This is a genomic window from Glutamicibacter sp. BW80, assembly GCF_002332385.1.
Lineage (GTDB): Bacteria > Actinomycetota > Actinomycetes > Actinomycetales > Micrococcaceae > Glutamicibacter.
In genome coordinates this window covers 1-23,321 of sequence record NZ_NRGV01000068.1, presented here as the reverse complement: position 1 = coordinate 23,321, position 23,321 = coordinate 1, and the positions used below count along the sequence as shown (strand labels likewise).

At 58.8% G+C, this 23,321-nt stretch carries 22 protein-coding genes and 1 pseudogene; 7 read left to right on the top strand and 16 right to left on the bottom strand.

Going from position 1 to position 23,321, the window contains the following annotated elements; genetic code table 11:
• The first annotated feature begins 13 nt into the window (after nucleotides 1-13).
• From CIK76_RS17270 to CIK76_RS17245, 6 genes are all read left to right on the top strand, one after another.
• The gene (locus tag CIK76_RS17270) at nucleotides 14-667 is read left to right on the top strand and encodes a TetR/AcrR family transcriptional regulator (protein WP_096288754.1); all 654 of its coding nucleotides are present in this window, start codon (nucleotides 14-16) and stop codon (nucleotides 665-667) included.
• Between the two features lie 8 nt (nucleotides 668-675).
• The gene (locus CIK76_RS17265; RefSeq protein ID WP_096288752.1) at nucleotides 676-2,286 is read left to right on the top strand and encodes a carboxyl transferase domain-containing protein; all 1,611 of its coding nucleotides are present in this window, start codon (nucleotides 676-678) and stop codon (nucleotides 2,284-2,286) included.
• A gap of 15 nt (nucleotides 2,287-2,301) precedes the next feature.
• Complete coding sequence (locus CIK76_RS17260) at nucleotides 2,302-4,338, top strand: biotin carboxylase N-terminal domain-containing protein (RefSeq protein ID WP_096288750.1); 2,037 nt, start codon at nucleotides 2,302-2,304, stop codon at nucleotides 4,336-4,338.
• Entirely contained in the window at nucleotides 4,335-4,859 is a 525-nt protein-coding gene (locus tag CIK76_RS17255; protein WP_096255401.1) for a MaoC family dehydratase, read from the top strand. The genes CIK76_RS17260 and CIK76_RS17255 overlap by 4 nt, the downstream gene beginning before the upstream one ends.
• Nucleotides 4,852-5,673, top strand: a complete 822-nt coding sequence (locus CIK76_RS17250) for a CoA ester lyase (protein WP_096255400.1) — start codon at nucleotides 4,852-4,854, stop codon at nucleotides 5,671-5,673. Before CIK76_RS17255 ends, CIK76_RS17250 begins: the two co-directional genes overlap by 8 nt.
• A gap of 310 nt (nucleotides 5,674-5,983) precedes the next feature.
• Nucleotides 5,984-6,562 (top strand): hypothetical protein, encoded by a 579-nt coding sequence (locus tag CIK76_RS17245; RefSeq protein WP_096288747.1) that lies wholly within the window; start codon nucleotides 5,984-5,986, stop codon nucleotides 6,560-6,562.
• A gap of 21 nt (nucleotides 6,563-6,583) precedes the next feature.
• Here CIK76_RS17245 and CIK76_RS17240 read toward each other — a convergent pair whose 3' ends face one another.
• Both CIK76_RS17240 and CIK76_RS17235 read right to left on the bottom strand, forming a co-directional pair.
• Complete coding sequence (locus tag CIK76_RS17240) at nucleotides 6,584-7,285, bottom strand: response regulator (protein WP_096288745.1); 702 nt, start codon at nucleotides 7,283-7,285, stop codon at nucleotides 6,584-6,586.
• Between the two features lie 3 nt (nucleotides 7,286-7,288).
• Nucleotides 7,289-8,866 (bottom strand): ATP-binding protein, encoded by a 1,578-nt coding sequence (locus CIK76_RS17235; protein WP_176484292.1) that lies wholly within the window; start codon nucleotides 8,864-8,866, stop codon nucleotides 7,289-7,291.
• Here CIK76_RS17235 and CIK76_RS17230 point away from each other — a divergent pair.
• Nucleotides 8,865-9,668 (top strand): hypothetical protein, encoded by an 804-nt coding sequence (locus CIK76_RS17230; RefSeq protein ID WP_176484291.1) that lies wholly within the window; start codon nucleotides 8,865-8,867, stop codon nucleotides 9,666-9,668. The genes CIK76_RS17235 and CIK76_RS17230 overlap by 2 nt on opposite strands.
• Nucleotides 9,669-10,544: 876 nt before the next feature.
• On the opposite strand, the gene CIK76_RS17225 is transcribed toward CIK76_RS17230, so the two are convergent.
• The 14 genes and pseudogenes from CIK76_RS17225 to CIK76_RS19500 form a co-directional block, all read right to left on the bottom strand.
• Nucleotides 10,545-11,141, bottom strand: a complete 597-nt coding sequence (locus CIK76_RS17225) for a hypothetical protein (RefSeq protein WP_141393607.1) — start codon at nucleotides 11,139-11,141, stop codon at nucleotides 10,545-10,547.
• Nucleotides 11,142-11,589: 448 nt separating this feature from the next.
• Nucleotides 11,590-12,363, bottom strand: coding sequence for a hypothetical protein (locus CIK76_RS17220; protein WP_096288737.1), 774 nt, complete (start codon nucleotides 12,361-12,363; stop codon nucleotides 11,590-11,592).
• A 201-nt stretch (nucleotides 12,364-12,564) separates the two neighbouring features.
• The gene (locus CIK76_RS17215; RefSeq protein WP_096288735.1) at nucleotides 12,565-13,425 is read right to left on the bottom strand and encodes an alpha/beta hydrolase; all 861 of its coding nucleotides are present in this window, start codon (nucleotides 13,423-13,425) and stop codon (nucleotides 12,565-12,567) included.
• Nucleotides 13,426-13,464: 39 nt separating this feature from the next.
• The gene (locus CIK76_RS17210) at nucleotides 13,465-14,145 is read right to left on the bottom strand and encodes a 4'-phosphopantetheinyl transferase superfamily protein (protein ID WP_176484289.1); all 681 of its coding nucleotides are present in this window, start codon (nucleotides 14,143-14,145) and stop codon (nucleotides 13,465-13,467) included.
• Nucleotides 14,142-15,599 (bottom strand): MFS transporter, encoded by a 1,458-nt coding sequence (locus CIK76_RS17205; RefSeq protein WP_096288733.1) that lies wholly within the window; start codon nucleotides 15,597-15,599, stop codon nucleotides 14,142-14,144. Before CIK76_RS17205 ends, CIK76_RS17210 begins: the two co-directional genes overlap by 4 nt.
• A 21-nt stretch (nucleotides 15,600-15,620) precedes the next feature.
• Entirely contained in the window at nucleotides 15,621-16,382 is a 762-nt protein-coding gene (locus tag CIK76_RS17200; RefSeq protein ID WP_096288731.1) for an SDR family oxidoreductase, read from the bottom strand.
• 19 nt (nucleotides 16,383-16,401) lie between these two features.
• Nucleotides 16,402-17,898, bottom strand: a complete 1,497-nt coding sequence (locus tag CIK76_RS17195) for an FAD-dependent monooxygenase (protein ID WP_096288729.1) — start codon at nucleotides 17,896-17,898, stop codon at nucleotides 16,402-16,404.
• The gene (locus tag CIK76_RS17190) at nucleotides 17,891-18,838 is read right to left on the bottom strand and encodes an aromatase/cyclase (protein ID WP_096288727.1); all 948 of its coding nucleotides are present in this window, start codon (nucleotides 18,836-18,838) and stop codon (nucleotides 17,891-17,893) included. Before CIK76_RS17190 ends, CIK76_RS17195 begins: the two co-directional genes overlap by 8 nt.
• 77 nt (nucleotides 18,839-18,915) lie before the next feature.
• The gene (fabG, locus tag CIK76_RS17185; protein WP_096288725.1) at nucleotides 18,916-19,701 is read right to left on the bottom strand and encodes a 3-oxoacyl-ACP reductase FabG; all 786 of its coding nucleotides are present in this window, start codon (nucleotides 19,699-19,701) and stop codon (nucleotides 18,916-18,918) included.
• A 51-nt stretch (nucleotides 19,702-19,752) separates the two neighbouring features.
• Nucleotides 19,753-20,016 (bottom strand): acyl carrier protein, encoded by a 264-nt coding sequence (locus CIK76_RS17180; protein ID WP_096288723.1) that lies wholly within the window; start codon nucleotides 20,014-20,016, stop codon nucleotides 19,753-19,755.
• 52 nt (nucleotides 20,017-20,068) lie between these two features.
• Nucleotides 20,069-21,280 carry a ketosynthase chain-length factor gene (locus tag CIK76_RS17175; RefSeq protein ID WP_096288721.1) on the bottom strand — a complete coding sequence of 404 codons (1,212 nt, stop codon included), beginning with the start codon at nucleotides 21,278-21,280 and terminating at the stop codon, nucleotides 20,069-20,071.
• A 2-nt stretch (nucleotides 21,281-21,282) separates the two neighbouring features.
• On the bottom strand, nucleotides 21,283-22,548 hold the full coding sequence (locus tag CIK76_RS17170; RefSeq protein WP_096288719.1) for a beta-ketoacyl-[acyl-carrier-protein] synthase family protein: 1,266 nt from the start codon (nucleotides 22,546-22,548) through the stop codon (nucleotides 21,283-21,285).
• Nucleotides 22,545-22,871, bottom strand: a complete 327-nt coding sequence (locus CIK76_RS17165) for a TcmI family type II polyketide cyclase (protein WP_096288717.1) — start codon at nucleotides 22,869-22,871, stop codon at nucleotides 22,545-22,547. Before CIK76_RS17165 ends, CIK76_RS17170 begins: the two co-directional genes overlap by 4 nt.
• Before the next feature lie 28 nt (nucleotides 22,872-22,899).
• A pseudogene (locus CIK76_RS19500) lies at nucleotides 22,900-23,321 on the bottom strand (hypothetical protein); the annotation flags it as partial.

The window sequence follows — 23,321 nt, the reverse complement described above, 5'->3', positions numbered from 1 at the left end:
GCGATTCAAGAGCATGGACATCGACCAGGTGCAGCGAGCGGCCGTCGCACGCTTCGCCCAGCAGGGCTTCGCCGCCACGGGAATCAGGGAACTGGGCACCGCGGCCGGCATCAACTCGGCCACCCTCTATCACTATGTCGGCAGCAAGCAGGACCTGCTCATGCGGATCATCTCCGACTGCCTGAACGCCATGATCGCCGGCGGCCGCGCAGCAATCGCCGGCGAGCAACAACCCACCCGGCAGCTCGCGAGGCTGATCGCTTTCCATGTGGCATTCACCGCCACCAATCCGCTCACCGCGCGTGTCGCCGAATACGAGATGCGCGCCCTGACCGGTCCGGCGCAGGAACAAATGCAAGCACTCCGGGACCACTACGAATCGCTCTTCTCCAAGGTGCTGGCTGCCGGCCAGGCGGCCGGCGAATTCGCCACCGATGACCTGACCATGGCACGACTTGCGGTGATGGAAATGGGCACCGGCGTGGCCCACTGGTACCGCCCGGACGGCAGGCTCAGCCTGAGCCAGGTCCAGCAAAACTTCGTTGCCATGGCCTACAGAATTCTTGCGGTCACCGAAGCGCCGCAGCAACTCGGCGACCTATTGGCCATTCCACGCCGGCTCGCGAGCGAACCGGCCACCATCCAAGCCCAGCAGACCGTCAGCTAAGGAACCCAGTGAAGACCCTGCACTCACAGCTCGACACCAGCTCCGCTGCCTACCAGCGCAACGCGGCCGAATACACGGCGCTCACCGATGAGCTCCACCGCCGCCTGGAGCGCGCCGCCCGCGGCGGATCCGAGAAATCCCGCCAGCGCCATGTGGACCGCGGCAAGCTGCTGCCCCGGGACCGCGTCAACCAGCTCCTGGACGACGGCTCCCCCTTCTTGGAAATCGCCCCGCTGGCCGCCGAGGACATGTACGACGGGGCGAGCCCGGGCGCCGGCATGATCGCCGGCGTTGGGCTGGTGCACGGCCGGCATGTGCTGGTCATCGCCAATGACGCCACGGTCAAGGGCGGCACCTACTTCCCGATCACCGTCAAGAAGCATTTGCGCGCCCAGGAGATCGCGCTGGAAAACAGCCTGCCCTGCGTCTATCTGGTCGACTCCGGCGGCGCGTTCCTGCCCATGCAGGACGAGGTCTTCCCGGACCGCGAGCATTTTGGCCGGATCTTCTTCAACCAAGCGAACCTGTCGGCCAAGAAGATCCCGCAGATCGCCGCGGTGCTCGGCTCCTGCACCGCCGGTGGCGCCTACGTCCCGGCGATGAGCGATGAAACGGTGATCGTGCGCAACCAGGGAACCATCTTCCTCGGCGGCCCTCCCCTGGTGAAGGCCGCCATCGGCGAAATCGTTACCGCCGAGGAGCTGGGTGGCGGAGATCTGCATGCCAAAACCTCCGGAGTGGTGGACCACCTGGCCGAAACCGACGAACATGCGCTCATGATCGTCCGCGACATCCTCTCCACGCTCCCGGAGAATCCCGCCCCGGCCTGGAGAATCGCCGAGCAGGTCGCCGAACCGCGCTACCCGGCCAGCGAATTGGCCGGCTGCGTGCCGGTAGACGTCAATGCCCCCTACGACGTCCGCGAAGTCATCACGCGGTTGGTAGACGGCAGTGAATTCCATGAATTCAAAGCAGAATACGGCACCACCCTGGTCACCGGTTTCGCCCGTATCCACGGCCACCAGGTCGGCATCATCGCGAACAACGGCGTGCTGTTCTCGGAGTCCGCGCTGAAGGGCGCGCACTTCATCGAGCTCTGCGACCAGCGCGGCATTCCGCTGCTCTTCCTGCAGAACCTCGCCGGGTTCATGGTGGGCCGCGACTACGAGGCAGATGGCATCGCCAAGCACGGAGCCAAGATGGTCACCGCCGTAGCCACCGCACGCGTGCCCAAGCTGACCGTGGTGATCGGCGGATCCTTCGGCGCCGGAAACTACTCGATGTGCGGCCGCGCCTACTCACCGCGCTTCCTGTGGATGTGGCCGGCGGCGCGCATCTCGGTGATGGGCGGAAACCAGGCCTCTTCCGTGCTCTCCACGGTCAAGCGCGACGGCATCGAAGCCTCGGGCGGAAGCTGGAGCGCCGAGGACGAAGAGGCCTTCAAGGCGCCCATCCGTGAGCAGTACGAGAGCCAGGGAAACCCCTACTACTCCACCGCACGCCTGTGGGACGACGGAGTCATCGATCCGGCCGATACCCGCCGGGTCCTGGGCCTGGCCCTGGACGTCTGCGCCCGTCAACCATTGCCGGAGACCTCCTTCGGCCTATTCCGGATGTAGCGCGAGGAGACAATCATGGATACAAAACTATTTGACACGGTCCTCATCGCCAACCGCGGCGAAATCGCCGTACGCATCATCCGCACCCTGCGCACCTTGGGGATCCGTTCGGTGGCGGTGTACTCGGACGCGGATGCCGGGGCGCTGCACGTGCGCGAGGCCGATACCGCCGTGCGCATCGGGGCATCCCCTGCCAATGAGAGCTACCTCAGCATCCCCGCGGTGCTCCAAGCCTGCAAGGACACCGGCGCTCAGGCGGTCCACCCCGGATACGGTTTCCTCTCCGAAAACGTGGAGTTCGCCCGCGCCCTTCAGGACGTCGGAATCACCTTTATCGGGCCTCCGGTGAACTCGATCAACCTCATGGGCGACAAGATCCGCTCGAAGAATCACGTGCTCTCCCACCAGGTGCCCGTCGTGCCGGGCATCGCCGAGCCCGGGCTGAGCGATGCCCAGCTGCGCGAGGCCGCCGAACAGGTAGGCTTCCCGCTGCTGATCAAACCCTCCGCGGGCGGCGGCGGCAAGGGAATGTTCGCCGTCGAATCCCCGGACCAGCTTCCCGAAGCACTGGCCAGCGCGCGGCGAACCGCGCGCAACGCCTTCGGAGACGAAACCTTGTTCCTCGAACGCCTGGTGCGCAACCCGCGCCATATCGAGGTGCAGATCCTGGCCGATGCGCACGGCAATACCGTGCACCTGGGCGAACGTGAATGCTCGCTGCAGCGCCGGCATCAGAAGGTGATCGAAGAAGCTCCGGCTCCGCTGTTCGAGAACCTCGAGCAGGGCGCGCAAATCCGCGCACGCATCGGGGCGGCGGCCGTGGCCGCCGCAGAGTCGGTGGGTTACGTGGGCACGGGAACCGTCGAATTCCTGGTCAGCGACGAGAACCCGGACGAGTTCTTCTTCATGGAAATGAACACCCGGCTGCAGGTGGAGCATCCGGTCACCGAAGAGGTCGCCAGGGTCAACGGCAACCGGCTGGACCTGGTGGACTGGCAGGTGCGCATCGCCGCCGGGCAGCGGCTGGACTTCGCCCAGCGCGATGTCACGCTCACCGGGCATGCCATCGAGGCACGGCTCTACGCCGAGGACCCCGCGGAAGGGTTCCTTCCTTCGGTCGGAACCATCCTGCGGGTCAGCGAACCGGCCGGCGAACACTTGCGCGTGGACAGCTCGCTGCGCGATGGACTCGAAATCAGCGCGCACTACGACCCGATGCTGGCCAAGCTCATCGCCTGGGGAGAAAACCGCACGGAGGCCGTATCCCGGCTTGACCGCGCCCTGTGCCGATGCGTGGTGCTCGGCGTGCTGACCAACAGCGAATACCTGCGCCTGCTGCTGGCCGACGCGGACGTGGCGGCCGGGCGGCTGGACACGAACCTGATCGAACGGAAGATGCACGAGTTCTCCTTCCGGTCCCCCGGCGCGCGCGAACTGGCGCTGGCGGCCCATTTGGAGCACGGCCGGCTGCACACCGCGGATACCCCGTGGACCCGCCGCGACGGCTGGCGGGCGCAGCACAACCACGGGACACCGCAGCACTATGAAGTGCAAGAGCAGCAAGTTGCGCTCACCGTGCACGGCGGGGACAGCTCAAGCCGCATTCTGCTTGCCGGGCACGAGTACGCGGTGCGGGATCTGGGCTCCGGAAACTACTCCATCAACGGGCAGCGCACCGGGATTCGCCACGCCTTCGCCGCGGACGGCACCTTGTGGCTCAGCGAAGACGGGTGGACCGGAGCGGTGCGCAAGCTCCCCCGCGAAGAGGTGCTCGAACGGCACCTGGCCACGCTGGCCAAGGCGTCGGGCACGTTCTCCCCGCATGTCGAGACCCCGATGCCCGGCACCGTGATCTCGGTCCAGGTAGCCGACGGCGAACAGGTGTCCGAGGGGCAGCTGCTGGTCAGCATCGAGGCAATGAAAATGGAGCACCAGCTGCTTTCCCCGGCGACCGGCACGGTGCGCATGACCGGGCTGAGCGTCGGCGATCTGGTGAAGGCCAAGCAGCTGGTGGCCACGGTGGAACCACAAATTCAGGAGCAAAACGCATGAGCGAGCCTACGCAACAACGTTTCGAACAGCGCGGACTGTACTTCGATGAGCTGAAGCTCGGGGCCGCATATGTGCATAAGCCCGGGCGCACGCTCACCGAGGCCGACAACGTGCAATTCACCACCATGACCATGAACAATCAAGGTTTGCACCTCGATGCGGCGTGGGCCGCAACCCAGCCGTTCGGCCGGCCGCTGGTGAATTCCTTGCTGACCTTGAGCACCATGATCGGCCAATCGGTGGGGCAGCTCACCGAGGGCACCATCGTGGGGCAGCTGGGAATCAATGATGTGAAATTCCCGCACCCCATGTTCCACGGGGACACCCTCTACACCGAAACCGAGGTCACCGCCCTGCGCGAGTCGAAATCCCGCCCCGGACAAGGCCTGGCCTCGATGACGCACACCGGACGGAACCAGCACGGGGACATCGTCGCCACCGCGACCCGCACCTGCCTGATGTGGACCCGGCAAGCGCACTTGGACTCCCTGGATTCCACTAAAGCCGCCGCAAATGACTAGCTTCGCCATGGGCCCCGCGATTCTCTTCTGCCCGGCGGACCGCCCCGAGCGCTATGCCAAGGCCGCCGCACGCGCCGACGCGGTCATCATCGACTTGGAAGATGCGGTGGCGCCGGAAAGCAAGGAATCCGCCCGCCGGGCGCTGCTGGACAGCGCCCTGGATCCGGCACGGACCATCGTGCGGGTCAATCCGGCGGACTCCGAGTTCTTTGCTGCGGATCTGGCGGCGCTGAGGCAGACCGCCTACCGCACGGTGATGCTGCCCAAGAGCGAATCGGCCGCCGATCCGGCGCGCTTGCAAAGCTACGAGGTGGTTGCGCTGTGCGAAACAGCGAAGGGCATCACCAGCGTCTCCGAGATCGCGGCGGCTCCCAATGTGGTCGCGGTGATGTGGGGGGCCGAAGATCTCATGGCTTCGCTGGGCGGAACCTCTTCGCGCACGGAAGAGGGGAACTACCGCGAGGTGGCACGCTTCGCCCGTTCCCAGGTGCTGCTGCACTCGGTAGCCCAGGGCAAGGCAGCGATCGACTCGGTCTACCTGGATATTCCGGATACCGCCGGACTCTTGGCCGAAGCGCGAGATGCCAAGGCCTCGGGCTTCGCCGCCAAGGCCTCCATCCATCCGAATCAGATGCCGGTGATCCGTGCAGCCTTCCGGCCCGGCGAGGCCGAGCTCGAGCGGGCCAAGCGGATCCTCGCCGCGGCCGAAACCAATCCGGGGGTCTTCGCCTTTGAAGGCCAGATGGTCGATGAACCGCTATTGCGCCAGGCACGGGTAACGCTGGCCGCCGCCAAGCATCTCGAAGACGGCTAGGCAAACTCAGCGTCTCGCAAACCACCAGAGCAGGCGCAGAAGTGCGATATCACGATCAGCGCAGGGGACGAATCCACGAGATCCATGAATCAGCGGGGCGAGATTCGGCTTCCCTTCCCACTAAAGGATGAGGGGCGGATCGTTGACTAGGGTAATTAATCAGGACTAGGGTCTTAAAAGAGACTAATCGACAAGGAAACTTTCGAATGCGCAAGCCCCTAACATGTCAAGAACACCGGTAGTTGGGCGCTGCCATTTTGTTGAAGCGCAAAAACTCGTTGACGGGGAATCTACCTTTTGCAGGATTAACATGAGTGCAGATGAAATCAGGTTTCCGACGCTCGGGAACGCCATCGCGGGACGACTGACGACGGGTGCAGTTAAAGGACTTCTGGCCCTGGCCGTTGCCTGGCTGTGCACATGGTTCATCAGCGTGGACGCGACCTTCGGCAAACTTGTTATTGCCTTGATCGTGTCGTTTGTGGTTTCGGAGGTGCTCGGCGCCGTCCTCGAGCGCCCAATAGTCCTTAGGGAATATCGGGCTGCACCTGGCGGGCTCGGCTACGTGCTGCTCCCGTTATCGGCGTCGGTGTTGCTCACGTTCGCCTCGACGTTCGCAGTCACCCGAGCCATGGATGCAGCCGTGTTGACCACTGCCATCGTTGCGGTGATCAACACCAGCGAAGTGCTCTGGCTGCGAAGTTGGGAGCCCGGGCCAACCCCGGAAGAGGAGCAAGCCAAGTTCCAGGAGTTCAAGGCGATGACTAGTGAATATTTCGCGGAAGATGCCGCGGAGCTCAAACGCCGAGCTGGCCACAAGGCACGGGAGCGGTACGACAAGAAGAAAGCCCGCGGGGAGTCAAATGACCATGGGAGCGACGGCAGCTGACAGCCGCGTGCCGCCGGCGGCTCAGCGGCGAACCCAGCGATAGCGGTGCTCCGGGCGCCCCGCCGAACCATAGCGCGGGCGCAGTTCCACCTGCCCGCGCCGCTCCAGCAGGTCCAGATAGCGTCGGGCGCTGACCCGGGAGACCCCGCAGGCCTCGGCCACCTCGGCCGCCGAAATATCCGCGTCCACCCCGCGCACCGCGTCGGCAATGAGATCCAGGGTGGCCTGCGCGTAGCCCTTGGGCAGACTGCCGGTCGGGGCGGGCGCCGGCCCGGATCCCGTCGATTCGGCCTCTTCGCGCAGCAGCACGTCGATAGCCGACTGGGCCAAGCGTTCCGGCGCGGCAATCCGCGCCTGACGGAACAGGTCCAGCCGCCTGCGGAATTCCCCGACGGCGAAGGGCTTGACCAGGTACCCGTCGATCCCCTGGCCGATGGCTCCGCGCACCGTGGGCGCATCGGCGGCTGCGGTGATCATGATGACCCCCACCTGGCTGAACCGGGCGCGCACCTCGGCGAGGACCTCGACGCCATTTCCGTCCGGCAGGTGCACGTCGAGCAGGATCAGCTCGATTCCCGCATTCGCCTCCAGGCAGGCCAGCGCCTCGGCGGCGCGGGTGGCGGTGGCCGCGACACGGAATCCGTCGGTGGATGCAACAAAAAGTTCGTGCATGGCCAGCACATCCGGGTCGTCGTCGACGATCAGCGTTTCGATCTGGCGCATAGCTTAGTTCCCCTGCCCTGTTGCCGCCGGCCACCGGGCGGCGAATTGCGCGCCACCCAGCGCGGAGTCTCCAACCTCGATTGTCCCACCTCTGCGCTGGATAATCCGCTGGACCAGGGCCAGCCCGATCCCATGGGGCTGGATGCTTTGATCCTTGGCGCTGACTCCGCGCGTGAAGATGCGTTCGGCTTGCTCCGGGGGCACCCCGGGACCGCTGTCCTCCACCCGCAATTCGACCCGGTGCTCGGCCAGCCGGACAAAGACCTCAACCCGGCCCCCGTCCCCGGCCGCCTCGATCGCGTTGCTGAGCAGATTGCCCAGCACGGTCAGCAGGTCGCCGTCGGCCCCGGCGCCCGCCGCGACCAGCGACTGCGCCGACACCTCGAAGGACACCCCGTGTTCCCGGGCCACCGCGGCATTGGCCGAGAGCACCCCGGCCAACCCGGAATCGGGAAGTTCCACCGCGGTGCGCTCCTGCGGACCGGCGATCCGGGCGATGTACTCCTGCGCTTTCTGGTGCGCGCCGACGGACAGGTAGCCGGAGAGCACATGCAGCCGGTTGGCGAACTCGTGGGTCTGCGCCCGCAGGGCATCGGCCAGTCCGCGCTGGCCGGCCAGCTCGCGCAGCGAAGCCTCCAGCGCGGTGCGATCGCGCAGGGTCAGCGTATAACCTGCATCGGCCCGGGCCGCCCCGGCCACGGCATTGCGCCGCGAGACCACCAGCACCCGTTCGCCCACCAGCACCTGCCGGGCCCCTTCCTCGGGCATCGTGCCCAGCAGCGGATCCAGCACCTCCTCGGCGATGCGGCCCACCACCGATTCGCGCAATCCGAGCAGCGTCTCGGCCTCCCCGTTGCACAAGGTAATCCGCCCCGCGGGTCCCACGCCGAGCACCCCGTCGCTCACCGCGTAGAGCAGCGCATTCTGCGACTGGAGCAGGCCCGGGACCTCATCGGGCTCCACCCCGAAGATGCGGCGGCGAATGGCGCGCGCCGCGGACAGGCTGAGCAGCGTGCCCAGGCCGGCGGCGCCCAGAATCCACGGGGCGAAGCCCACCACGATGGAGTTCAGCTGGGCACGCACCTCGCTTTGCAAGATCCCCACGGAGATCGTGCCGATGATCTGGCCGTCGGCACGGATCGGCGCCTTCACCCGCAGGGTGGGGCCCAGCGTTCCGGATTCGATCCCGGAAAAGCTCTCCCCCTGGCGCATCAGCGAATGATCGGTGGACACCGGCCGGCCGATCTGCTCCGGGTCCGGGTGCGAAAGGCGGATGTTATCCAGCCCCACCACCACGACGTAGTCCACCCCGGACACCTCGCGGGCCAGCTGGGCGATCGGCGCGATAACCTGCGCGGCGTCCTCGGTGTTCAGCGCCGCGATCACCGCCGGCTCATTGCCCACATGGCTGGCCACCGTGCCGACCCGCGCATAGGCCTGGTCCTGCACCCGCTGATCCTCGACCACCATCACCGCGACCGCCACCGCGAGCACGACGGCCAGGACGATGACCACCTGCAGCCCGGCCAGCTGCAGGCGCAATCGACGGCGGCGCGGTAGCGGAGTGGCGGTGGGTCTCATGGCCTGCCTTCCGGCGTTAAGTGAAGACGCCGGGCAGATCGAATTGAAGCATCCTGACGGCACCTGGCTCACCGTGGGCTTGCCGCAGAATGCGGACATCAGTAGCCCGAGCGATCAGTTAAGTCGCAGCGCAGGCGCAGCAGTCATCACCGAACCCATGCAGTCCTCCACCAGCACACAAGGCCCTGACGCCAACGCCTCACTATCAGCTCGCGCAGTCGTTGCCGTCCCTGACGCCAACGCCGACCGATCCTACAACTTCGACCTGGGCTACTCCGACGGAATCGTCCCACAGCTAGACAAAGACGGCAGCGTGCAGTTTGTCCTGGACCCCCAACTAGGAAACTCACGCCCCGGAGTAGAAGCTGAAGCAAGCTTCGGCGAAATCAAAACGCCTTGGGCCATCGACGCCAACGGCAAAAAAGTCCCCACCAAGTTCACCCTCAAAGGCAACACTCTCACCCAAACCATCAACCCCACCAAGGACACCACCTACCCAGTGATCCTTGACCCCGAAGCCGAATGGAAAGGCTTCTACGGACGCCTAACCTACAGCCGTGCCGAAACCAAAAACATGCGCGACGAAGGCGTCATCATCGCCGGCCTCCTCACCGGAAGCGCAGGCATCGCAGCAATGTTCGGCCCCGGCGCCCCCGTCGTCGGCGCAGCCCTCGCCGCAGCCTCGGCCGCAGCGGTAGGCATCATCTCCGCCACTGCCTCCAACGCCTCAGCCGACGGACGATGCCTCCAAATCGACATCCCGCCACTAGTCAATCCACGCATCGTCAACTGCCGCTCCTAACCCCCACCCCCAGCAGCTAAGGCCGGAAGCCCACCAGCTTCCGGCCTTAGCCACACCCACGAACACACGCACACACAAACAAGCACTCAACACCCACACGCCAATAAAGCATCACCCCACAGAGGTCCCACGACAGGGCGTGGGCGATACGGTGTTCGCGCCAAAGGAGGAGACATACCATCACGTGGCAGCACAACCCTGGCGTAGTTCCGGCTGCGAACCAGCCACGGTGTGTTTCGGCTTCTGAGAGTAGGCCATTAAAGCTCCTAAAGTAGGCCACTTCAGCCCGTTGTGCAGGCGCCTGCAGCACTGGAGCAGGTCTGGCTTTGCCGAGGCAATAAGATGCTCGCACCAGCATGCGACATACCGCGATCACGGAGCAAGACCAGTCTTCTGGGTTGCCAGACCTCCTCTTTGGTTGAAGGGTGCACGGGTTGGGTGATGCCCTGGCTGGATTACTTCTGGCTAGCGCGACCAAGTCCTAGCGACCAGGAATCCTGCTGCAGGTGAACCAGCGATGGTATGTCCCCCACCAACCAGGCGGAGAAACACCAACCAGAAGCCCCGTGATTCCGGGTCTGTACGCGGTGGCAAAGTGCCCCCTTTTATTGGTTGAAGCTACTTAGAAAGGCGCATGAGCACCGAAACATGAGCACCACGCGTAGCAAACGGGCTACTGCAGTTAAAACACTGAGGACGGACCCCACAAGGCCCGCCCCCAACACCAAGCAGAACAGCTCAACACTGTTCCCCTTTTTTACGGCACCATTTTACGGCACCATCCGAAATGGTCTAAACGTAGAGGTACCCAATGGACTTCGCTCGCGCATCACCGGAACGCAAGATGAATTGCACCCGCGACCCCTCACGCCTGATTCACTCCGTAGGCGTTATGGAGTAGTTCTGGCCAGGCTCTGCATCGTTGATAAACGGGCGCAGAAGATCTGAGTCGAAAACCTTGTTTCGGTCCTTGTGGCCTAGGTCCTCTCTAATTGCTTTGAGAAGGTCAGCTGTGATTTTGGGGAACTCGTTCTCCCGAAACGGTTCCTCGCTAACGCTCATAAGCCTGTATCGGAAATGATTCCAGGCGTTCAGGACAGGGCCCGATCCCCACACGATCACCTGCGGGCTAAAATCGAGCATCTTTTGGAAGTATTCGTCCCTTTTCTCTGTGTCACCCTTAGCTGTCAGCATGCCAGTCAGTGAGCGAACGAGACTTTCATACACGTCGGTACGGCGGGCCAGCTGGGCGCGCTCTTTTTCTAGCTTCCGGTTCCAGTACCCGGTCAACGATTGGGTAATAAAAATACCCAAGATGCCGACAAGAGAAACAAAGATTGCCGCTTTGGGAGCGTCTAATGTCTTGACCACGTCCACAAGCCCAAGAAGTAGCAGGACCACCGCCCCTAGAGCCAACAGAACAAACAACGCTGCTGCAATCACAGCCCAGACCGGCTGCTTCGAAGATTTCATCTCCCGCTCTTCCTCCTTTAACAAAATCATCTGGCAGCCAAGGCCCCGCTTAGTTCCAGGCAATCCGTGCCCGGAGTTCATCAATGATCCATACTGCCTGATCCAGCCCACAAAATAACCGGCCCCAGGAGCCGGCAAGGAGCGTTGACGCCCCTCCAACGCAGGGCGTTACATAAAAGTGTTGCAGCACATCTAAACCGCACGTGGGTTGTTGCACGCTGGTACCCTTAGAGCACCAACTGTAGAGAGCGATCTCTTCTATATCACCTCACCCGTAGGCCAGAAGCGGGCAAGGGCTGCAAACTTCCGGCGTATTTTCCACAGAAGATGGTCGAAGTATCCGAAAATAACTGCAGTTGATACTTTCGGATACGGTGCAAACTTTTCGATAGATCAGATGTTCTGCGCTTCTCCCGAAATTATCCAGCGACGAATGGGTGGATTCGAGTTATGGACTGGGCTGCTCCGAATTTTCGCTCGTTACAAACACGTTAAGTAGAGCAGTAGGGAAAAGTCCGTTCGAGACCATCGCTCTAACCATTGGCTGCATTAAATCCGATAGGGCCCGCGTATCGGTTATGCCTAGAGATTCGAATGGTTGCCGGCTCCCGGTATCGGTTTCACTTTCAATGGACCAATGCAATGCGAGACCTTTATCGGTGATCTGGCCGGCCCCGTTGAGCAGCCCTAGGCTAGCCAGCGACTGTGCAGCATCTGTCCAATCTTTGACCGACCATCCTCGCTTTTCTCTGACGACTTCCATCGGCATCCCCATCGGAGTACTCGAATGGAAGACCAACGATTGGATGCCTGATAAGCCGTGTTCCCTAAGCACATCAATGTGACCGTCGCCCCGGTATTCCCGCAGGAGCGTACATGCGTGCCATAGTGCCAGATAAGCCGGCTCCGGGTACTCTATATTTTTGAGGGCACCGAACATCGGGCGGCCTTCCGCTGCGCAGGCATCAGCGGCCTTCCTCGCGAGTGATGCAGCTAGGACCATGCTCTCACCACTAATGAGGTCAGCAGGAAGATATTCTGTGAGCGTCCTATCGATCGCCACGAATCGGGCCTCGATCGCGGCTGCCGGAGAAATCGCATCCCAGACTAGGGGCACACGCCGATTGAGCATTGCCGCCGAGAAACTGTACAACAATGACGAGGCGCCATTCCCACTCACAATCCCCGCTGGACTCAGTCGACCTGCCAGATAGACGTCCATGGGGTTCTCGCGGAGAGCACTAGGAAGTAACTCAGCGAGGTGCGGTGAAAAATATATGGACGAGTGGAAAGTATTTGCTAAGTCCGAGCACAATCTTTCGGGTGAAGGGGTGTACATTGTTTGATTACTTCTCCATGGTAGATAGGTTGTAGCCGGGCGAAAGCCCAAACCAGAAAGGCTGAAGTCGTCGTTAGGGTAGCGCTATTCTGCGCTGGTGGTCACTCTCTCGAAGAACGCCAGGACCACACGGTGGTAAGCGCTTGAGGTAATTCCCAGCCCAATGTTATGGCCGGCCCCATTGAGCGTCTCTATCGTCAAATTGTTCGATCGAAATAGCCGACGAAGCCTGTCGAGCGCCGCAGGATGGCGTTGCCACCAATTTTCGTGCTCGGCAAAGGTCATCCGGATGGGGCTGGTGACCCGAGCGGCCAGAGACGGGAGTAGCTGATGCCAGACCTGAACAGCGCTCTTCTCATTTTTCGGTGTCGTACGCAGGAATCTCTGAGCTGCACGAAGCATCGCCCCCGAGTATAGCGACGCCGGACCCCACCCGAATGGCCACAACCGCGGATCTGATCGAAATTCAATCGCTTGTTGGGTTGGTTCATATCCGAGACCAGAAATTTCAAGGGCAAGAGGCATGAGACCGTGCTTTGAAGCAGCCGATTCAAGAGCCACCATGCCACCAAAAGAATGCGCAAATATTAGGATCCCGGCACCAATGTCGAAACGGCTTGAATAGTCAGCGATGACCAGAGAGACCACCTCCGATTGTTCTCTCGCATTCAATCCGTCTGGGAAGTGTCGTTCCGATTCCCCGTATCCGGGACGATCAAGAGCTAGAACATTGAAGCCTCGGGACACTGCCATCTGCATGAATGATTGGCCACTTTCGGGTTCAGCGGCGAAGTAGTCGGAGGACATACCCGCACCGTGAAGAGCGAGTATTGTTGCTCGCGGCACCCCGGAGGAACCTCGAGCATGGATCCCGGACAGCACTGCTGATCCAATCGTGAAGGTAATCGGCGAAATTGTTCTCACTGTAACGCCCTTCTTGCCCATAAACGGGGCGGCAGTTTGTTGTACATTGCTAGTAGGAAGTCAGTATTTGAGCGACCGGGCAAATGTCACCGCGGCGCGGTAATTATCCCCGACGGCGAGATCATGAATGCTCCACGAATCAGGATCGTTAAGGAATCGATAACCTACGTAGTCTTGCGCTGCCGATCGGCACAACCCAGAACCAATCGCTTTCAAATACGATTCCTTTCGAGTCCAGAGTTGAGCAAACGCCGCCGTTTGACTTTGCGGTGCCACCGCGTCAAGCTCCCGCCGCTCGTCCGGATGTAGCCGTTTCCGAGCCTCCCGAAAGCGATCAAGAGGTTGCATCTTTTGGATGTCCACGCCAATGGCAGACTCTGAGAAGGCGACTAGAGCCCCATTCTCACTGTGTGAAAGTGAAAAATGAGGTTCCCCAGGTTTGGAAAATTCCGGGCGTCCATGCCGACCGTTGCAATTGCTGCACTGCGAACGATAGATAGTGAACGAGGCTGGATCAACCGCCATTATTTGAGCAGCCACTTGTCGGAGCGCGATCCGGGTGCCGATGAAATTCTTACGCGCCTGACTCGAACAGTAGGAGCCGACCCGGTCAAGATCTGTTTTATCGAAGAGTGAGTTTGCCGCGTCCAGAAGAACGGCTTCGTCGTCTTCAATCGTAACCTCCCACACTTGGAGCCCGGGCTGCTCCCATAGAATACGCCGCGAAATCTGATCCATCATATTTTCGATGCCATTAGTCTTTGACTTGACACTGCACCCGCGATGGATGCTCCCATCGAGAGAATTCCGATTGCAACGGCACCGAGGAGCCCTGTGCCCCATGCGAGTTGGTCACCGATGCCGTCAGCCATCTCTCCGACAGGAGCATGAAGCAGGGCCACCACAATGGCAGAACAAATTGTGGCAGAGGTTTGGACCCCAGTTTGATAAAGGCCGTTGGCCGTGGCCCAATCAGAGGCTCCTACCGTGGACACTGCCTGAGCGTGGAAGGCCGCAAAGGCACACATAAATCCCAGCCCGATCAAACAAAAGCTAGGAAACATCGTGATCCAATAGTTGTCTGATAATCCGAGAACGAGCAAGTACAGGTACCCAGCCACCGCAAGCCCAGTTCCTATCATAATGAGACGAATATTCCCCAGCCACTTTTGAAGACTATTGGAAACAAGGGTGATCGCCACCATAGGCGCGGTAACCGGCAAAATTCGAAGCGCGGTTTCAATAAGACCTAAGCCGAGGCCGGACTGAAAATATAAACCAAGAACAATGAGGAACCCTAAGAATGCCCCGTTGAAAGTAAATGCACATAGTGCTGTCCAGATGAACTGATGATTCCCTAAAATTCTGGACGAGTTTCTCGCGTGTTTAGACAACCGAATCAGAAGGAGGATACAGGTGGCCGTCAGAGCAAAAACTAAGCAGAGAGTGCTTGACTGTCGTCCCACGCTTACTGGATTTACCAAGGTCAACACCATCAAGACCAGCCCGAGTGCGAAAATAACCGAAGTAACCGCTATCCCCCTCAGCCTTGATTCCGGACGTAGCTCGGACGTACGACTAGGGATCACGAATAACCCGATGCCCAAGAGCACGACGACCACTGGAGCGGGTACAAGAAATGCCAAACGCCAGGATATGTTTCCTAAAATTCCTATGGACAACAACCCTGCGGTGAAACCGCATCCGGCAACTAAGGAATATATGAGCGTTGCTTTATATCGATCGTTTTTCCGCTTGAAAGTTTCGGCAATTATTGACATTCCGGTCGGCGCAGTAAAGGCCGCACAGGCACCTTTTAGCATTCTCGTTGCAATGAGAACCTCCGGAGTCTGCGCGGCTGCACCAACGACCGTTGCAACTGCAAAAATTAGCAGGAATGTCGAGTAGACCGGCTTGGAGCCGTATTTAGCGACCGCACGGGTTCCCAGTAGGAGGAAACTGGCGAACCCTAGGGCGAACCCGGTCACGACCCATTGCGCGGTCGACAGCGGAGTCTGAAACGAATCACTAATGGCTGGTAACGACAGAATGCCGACCGATACTTCGAGAGAATCGATCAAAATGTTGCCCGAAAGAACCATCACCAACAAATGGGCACGAAACGTCCACTTTCCTGAGGGCAGGACTAATAGATCCTGGAGGACTTCTGTCCTCCCGTTGTTATTTTGTCGCATAGTCGACTTCCGCAATGTCCGCTAACCGAGCAGAGTGCCACCAGTTGCATCCACGAAAGCCCCTGTAACCCAACGAGCATCTGGTGAGACCATGAACGCCACAACGTCCGCAACATCCGCCGGCGTGCCGACTCGACCAAATGCGGAGAGGGTTGACATGAACGCGACGGCTTCCGGATTCTCGAAAACGGGACTTCCATTGTTGGTAATTCCGGGGGCCACGCTATTCACCGTGATACCTCGCGGTGCCAAATGTTTCGCAAGGTGCAACGTTAGCTGCTCCAAGGCTCCCTTTGACATCGCGTAGGCGATTTCGTCTGGATTCGCGAAACGCGTCAGTCCCGAGGTGATATTGACGATCCGGCCACCGTCCGAAATGTTGGACAGCGCCCTCTGAATAACGAAAAATGGCGCCTTACTATTGACTCGGAATAGATTGTCAAAGTCGTCCGGTCGCGTGTCCTCGACGTTCTTTCCTCCCATGACCCCGGCCGCGTTGACCACGATGTCGAGGGATACGGAGCCGATTCGTTCTCTGAGACCCTCGTCGACTTGTAAAAAGAGGCTGTGAATTGAGCCTGCTTCGTCAAAGTTTGCCTGAACTGGAAATGCCCGCCCCCCGGCCCGTTCTATGTCGGAAACCACAGCCGTTGCCGCGCTTCGATCAGAAGAATAGTGGACAGCTACCAATGCGCCATCCGCAGCTAGCCGTGAGGCAATTCCCTTACCGATTCCACGACTGGCACCTGTTACCAGTGCTGTTTTATTTGCGAGTTTTTCCATTTTTGCAACTCCATAATAATTAGTTGTGAGCTTTGGTTTGTGCTGGACCGAACCAGTCGGTTAGAGCTTCGGCAAGCCCTTCGTACGGCTGAGTCCCAGCCCATGCGATATATCCATCCGGCCGCAGTAAGATTGCGCCGGCCTCAGGGTGCCTGGCGCGGGCTCTGATCCGTGCCTTGACACGGATCACTTGCCCTTGCCAGGAATCAACTAACCCATTGATGTCGTTAGAATGAGAGCCTTCGGATACATCTACTATGAGGATTCCAGAACGAGTCTTCTGGATTGATTGAAGCGTCCCATCCGGAACAATTACCAGATCGTCCGGTGAGATTCTGCATCCAATCAAAGGATGTGAATCGGTGCCGACCGGGTACCGGTGGCCAAGCCCAGAAATCCGTTTGGCAAAGTGTGTCTGGACGTTCTCATATTCGAGTAGACCGCCAATAGATGCGCGGAGGTAGTCGAATGAAGCGTCCCCAAAAATAATTTTGTACTGTGCCATAGTATCGATCAGGGCTTCTTGGGCTGCTCCCCCGCGTTCGGTCGAATAGGTGTCGAGTATGCTGCCGAACGAGCGTCCTTTGACCACCTGCGCGAGCTTCCATCCGAGATTGAAGGCGTCCTGAATGCCAAGATTCAGGGGCTGACCTCCGATTGGTAGAAGTGGATGCGCTGCATCACCCGCCAATATCAGGCGGCCGTCTCTAAAGTTTTTTGCAACTCTGCAAGTTGCGTCAAGTCGTTCTTCTCGAACGATTGCGCCAGCACTGAGATCTTCTCCGGTGACGCGCTGCCAGGTGGCAACAAGCGAGCTGTCTGGCGCATCCTCAAAGGCTGCCGTCGAATATTCATGGGTCATTACCCGGGTCTCACCGCTCGCTTGACGAGATGCAACTGAGAGTCCTCGTGAAGTTCGTTGAAAGGAGCGATCGGGAATATCGATCCCTTCAACATCTGCCCGCAGGATCCTTGCGGTGCCCGAGTATCCGTGAAACTCGAAGGCACCGAATCCAGCAATGTCACTTGTGGCACCATCACACCCGACCAAGAAGCGCGTTTTTATCGTAGAAACACCTTGTGATCCATCCAAGGTGGTCACCACACTCTTCGCGGACTGCGTCACTTCGATGACTTCGCTGCCAAAGGCGAATGTAGTCCCAAGTTCAAGGTTCCGCTGATACAGAGTTGCAGTAATCGCAGCCTGAGGTAGATTCCATGAACCATCGAACTCGCTGCCAGATGTAAGGTCAACCGTTATGCCAGCGAAATGCCCGTGTTGTTTCCTTTTGAGCGCTTCCATTTTGTCAAGCACGCCCACAGTACTCAGGATTTCCATTGCTCTCGCAAACAATGTCGAAGCGCGAGAAGTCTCGCTTGGCTTGGGCAAGCTGTCGACAACCAAAACGCTAATCTTCTGTAAGGAGAGCTCTGCCGCCAAGAGCATCCCCGTGGGTCCGGCGCCGACAACGATGACGTCGAAGTCCACGGGCTGGTTATCAGCTATTTCAGTCACTCTCTGACTCCACGAAATCCTTGGCTAGTCTTAGTGTCGCCCTGCTATTGGCGCCCAGGGCGTTCCGCAAATAGTTTTTGGCATCTTCGACAGTCGCCTCGGAGCCGAGAAACTTTGTGATGTTTGCTTCTCGGACTCTCACGGTGTGCCGAGATGTCATCCGAACGCCCTCGTCGCTCGCGGAGAACATCCACGTCCCTGTATGCATCGTCAGCAGAGGGGGAAGATCTACTTGTTTGTAGTGGATGCTGTCATTCAAAGAAGCAACCCGAAACGACCGAGTCGTGTGTTCAGTACCGTCAGTTGCAGTTGTGGTCATTTCGATGCTCTGAAGACCGGGTTCCGGCTCGGAGAAGATCACCTTCTGGACATGAGGAAGACGGTCAGCCCATTTCTCCCCCTCGTTAATGAATTCGTATGCCTTCGCGAGCGAACCCGTCGCAAAATCCGAGTCTTCAAAACTGAAAGTGAGCGCGCCTATCGAAGAAATGTTCTCCATCGTGACTTTGAGTGACGCCAACTCAGATCGGGAATTCCGATCAACGGCTTCGTCGATCCACGCCAATGAATCCTCGTCGTCGTCTATCGCGCGATATTCGTGCAATAGCCGAACTAACGCCCGCCCCGAACCCAGCTCGTCGATCTTCCATGTACCAATCATTGCTGCTACCGGCGCGGTCGAGACTTGCTGCTCAAACGTGATCTCACGGTTCGCCCGGTTGATCGTCCTGTGGGATGTCCATGTCTTAAGTTGACCGTTTGCTGTCGCCCAAAGACGGATCACTTCATCGGTTTCCTTGCGCTCTAGGAACTCCGCGTGAACGGTCGGTTTGAATAAGGATGGCCAGTTCGCCACATCGCGGAGAGCCTCGAAGATGCGAGACGCGTCCGTTGCGATTTCAATCGAATGTTCAACTTTTTTCAACGTGGGAGTGGACATTTATGCTCCAGATTTTTTGTTTTGAGATTTTGGGTTGCGCTATTCGCCGTACGCTTATGAATTCCGACGATGACTGCCTAGTAGTTGCCGAGCCCACCGCAGACATTGATTGCTTGCGAGGTGATCGACGCCGCACTGTCAGTCGAGAGATACTCGACAAGAGACGCGACTTCCTCAGGTGTTGAGTAGCGGCCCAGTGGAATCTTTGAAGTGAACTTCGTCATAATTTCACCTTCCGTCAAGTTGTAAGCAGACGAATATCCTTCGCGCACACGCTTCGCCATCGGGGTTTCAACGTATCCAGGACAAACGGCGTTCACCGTAATCCCTGTCGATGCGAGTTCATTTCCGAGTGCTTTCGTGAACCCAATAACACCGTGCTTCGAAGCGGAGTAAGGTGCCCCGAGGACAACGCCTTGTTTGCCGGCTGTCGATGCGATGTTGATGATCCGACCGCGCTCTAGGTTGCGCATACCGCCAGATGTAAGCACGGCGCGCGTCATGCGGAAGACACTGTTCAGGTTAGTGTCCATCACGTCGTCCCAGAGTTCATCAGCGATGTCGGCGGTGACGCCACCCCCGCTCCGTCCTGCGTTGTTGACTAGGACGTCGATAGGACCAAACGTGTTCACTGCTTGGTCTACAAAATCGCGGATGGACTCATCTGATCTGACATCCAGAATGGATCCCTGAACATCGAGACCCTCCGAGCGGAAAGTTTGCACGGTTTCGGCGACAGCTTCCGCTGTACGTGCTCCTATGAATACTCGATGATTCTTTGACGCCAAGATAGCAGCGATTTGCTGACCGATACCGCTGGTCGCTCCTGTAACTACAGCCACCCTCTGTTTTGTGCTGGGCATGATTTCTCCTAATTATTTGAGTCGGTACGTGTGCGTTGGGGCATCGCTTCGCTAGTTATTCGGTCCCATTGCTGCGAGTGTCGCGTCCAGCAAGGATTGGGGTGTCAAAGCGTCAATCAGGATCGAATCAGGCAGCTTCACCCCATAGGTTCGTTCAATTTGGCCGATGGTTTCCAGCAGAGCCAGAGACTCGTAGCCGAGCGAATCGAAACTGAGATCGGAAATGTTTGTATTCGGGTCAATCCCCTCAGGTTCTCCCGCACTCTGGCTGAGGATATCTACGAGAGATTCAATGGTGATGGTGGTGGGAACCATGGTGGCTCGCCTTTCTATTGTTTGATAGTGCAGCAAAGGTCTGGATCAGCAGTTAAGGCGCGGACACAATCGTTACTGAGTTAAAACCGAAGGATCCCCTTGAAATGACCATTGCGTGCTTGATGGTCTTGTGTCGACTCTGACGCGTGACGAGGTCTAGCCCGTAGGAGTTCTTATGCCACACGTTGATCGTCGGTGGAATCAACGAGTCACGGATGGAAAGCAGCGCGCACGCTATGTCGAGCGAACCAGCGCCAGAGTTAAGTCGTCCGGTCATAGTCTTCGGAACGGTCACCGGAACTTTTCCGATTCCGAAGACATCATTGATCGCCTGAGCCTCAGCTTGGTCCCCGTTTAGAGTTCCGGATCCGTCTGCAAAGACAACACCGATGGATTCAGGCGCGAGGTCGGCTTCAGCCAAAGCGGAGGCCATGGCATACCGGAGCGCGTCTCCCGAGGGGTGAAGTGCCTTCTTGTCGAACGATGCGCCGTACCCGGAAATTGCACCGTACACTCTCGCTCCTCGTAGGGCCGCCTGGTCCGAGTCTTCTAGAATCAGGATCGCGCCGCCTTCGCCCGGCACATAGCCGGTTGCGTTTTCATCGAATGGTACGAAGGCCTCGTCTTCAGAATGGCTCTTTGAGAGATCCTCATTGGTGGTGAGAGCCACCCAACCCCATGGACAAATCGACCCGTCCATTCCACCGGTTACGACCAATTTGATGCCTTTATCGATCTGGCGTGCAGCCATTGCAAGAGCGTCTAAGCCACCCGCCTGATCACTGACGATGACGCTATTGGGTCCCATGATCCCGTGGCGAATAGAAATTTGCCCGCTGTTGACCGCGTAGAACCAAGCGAATGACTGGTAAGCGCTAACATGATTGCTGCCTTTGGACCATAGGTTCTTGAGCTCGCGTTCCCCGAACTCAAACCCACCCGAGGAAGCCGCCGTCACGACGCTCATCTCGAATGGCGGCACGTCTGAAAGTGAGATCTCGGCATCCTCGATCGCCATATCAGTGGCGACGAGAGCCATCTGGGTCGACCTGTCAGTTTGCGGGATTAGCCGTTTCGGCAAGTGATCGGAACCGTTGAACGAAGTGACTTCTCCGGCCAAACTGGAAGGATAAGGTGACGGGTCAAATTTGGTGATTCTCTTGATCGAGCCTCTCCCGGCGCAAGTAGCCTCCCAGAATTCCTCTACGCCAAAACCGTTAGGGGCGATTATTCCCAGTCCTGTGACTACCGGTGATAGCGACATGCCTACTTCTTTCCTGGTGTCGTGAGGACCATCGCGGATTGGAATCCGCCAAAGCCGCTACCAACTGTGAGTACTGTGTTGATCTCAACTTCTCGTGCGGTGTTTGGCACGTAGTCGAGGTCGCATTCAGGGTCTGGATCGTGCAGATTTGCTGTGGGCGGGACGATATTGTGCTTCATAGCTAGGACAGATGCCGCAATTTCAATGGATCCGATGGCCCCTAACGAGTGCCCAATCATAGACTTGATCGAGCTGACTGGCGTCTCATATGCGGTCGATCCTAGGGTTTTCTTTACCGCTGCCGTTTCATGCCGGTCGTTCTGTTTCGTGCCTGAACCGTGCGCGTTGACGTAATCAACGTCCCGTCCATCGACGCGTGCCATGTCTAGCGCTGCACTAATTGCAACAGCTAATTCGTTTCCGTCCGGGCGCAGTCCCGTCATGTGAAAGGCATTCGACCGGGAGCCGTAACCGCTAATCTCTGCATATACTTTTGCCCCGCGCGCGACTGCCCTATCCAAGGGCTCAAGTACGAAGATGGCAGACCCCTCCCCCAACACGAATCCGTTTCTACTGGCGTCGAAGGGGCGGGAAGCCTGTGCCGGGGAATCGTTGTAGGTGGACGTTGCCTTGATAGCGTCAAAGCAAGCTACCGTAATTGGGGAAATCGGCGCATCTGTTGCTCCAGCGATCATGACGTCGGCGCGCCCCTCGCGCAATATGTCCAATGCATGCCCCACAGAGTCGATTCCCGAAGTACAACCGTTAGAAACAACGGCGACTGGCCCTTGAGCCCCCACAATCCAAGCGACTTCAGCCGCAATGGAACTTGGAATCATGTGGTTGAACAGATTAGGAATCGCGTAACGGTGATTGAAAAAGTCCTGACTCCCGTCGTCGCTGACAACCCTAAATTCTTCATCAAGGCTCGTTGTTGCGCCGACTGCGGTACCGACTGTCACTCCCACCCTGTATGGGTCAAGGAGATTCATATCTAGTCCGCTGTCAGCGATCGATTCTCTGGCGGCGACAACTGCCAATTGGGCGGAACGGTCCATCCTACGCACCTCTTGGGCAGTGAGTCCCGAAGCATAGGGGTCAAAGTCAATTTCAGCTGCGATCCTTGATCGAAACTGCGAAGCATCAAATGCCGTGATATTCCGCGTTGAAGTCTTGCCCGCGCTAATCAAATCCCAGAATGCTGGTGCGTCGTTCGCGCCAGGTGCTATCACTCCAATACCCGTGATTGCGACTCTTGACGCGCTCATGCGGAGCCCTCCCAGTTGTAGAAGGGGGTTGCCATCGCGTCAGCGGGAGATTTCCAAGTGGCCGGATCGAAGGCCCCGATAAATGGCTTTAGATCGGAACTGATTTGAATGAACCGAGGGTCAGTCTTAGCGGTTTCAATCCGGGCGGACCCATCCTCCTCGAATTCCTGCAAGTGAAAGTACAACCCCTTGTAGTGGAACAGCTGGCGTCTTTTAGTCCCCATTTGTTCAGGCATGTCACTTTGGTCAAATTTCTCGAAGATCTTCGCTACTGCCCCTGAAGACTCCGGGGCCATCCTGGCAACGATGAGATTTGTTGGCAATTGCTGCTCCTTATTTTCGTATTTAGATCTAGCGTGGCTCGCCGAACCAGCGTCTCAACGCGCCGGATAAGTCCAGGTAGCTACCGGGAGCGACCCAAGCAATGTGTCCATCGGGCCGAACCAGCACGCCTGCGGCTCCCACGAGTTCAGATCTCTCAGAGAGCTCGTGGATGGGGCCAGTTATTGTGTCGACCCGGTCTGCCCATCCGATTGCACGTTTACGCAACTCGGAATTGTCTTGGAAATCAAGCAGCAGACCGCGCCCACCTGATAGCGCGTCAGCAGACGATATGATCTTCTTTTCGGCCTCAATGCTGATATTTTGTAAGCGACGACCTAAGAGAGGATGCGAACCTCCACCCATGTCATAGGCGATATCGATGCCACTGACCATTCCGGCCAGGAAAGTGCTGACAGATTCCTGCTCAGTTAGCCCAGGTATTTCATCGA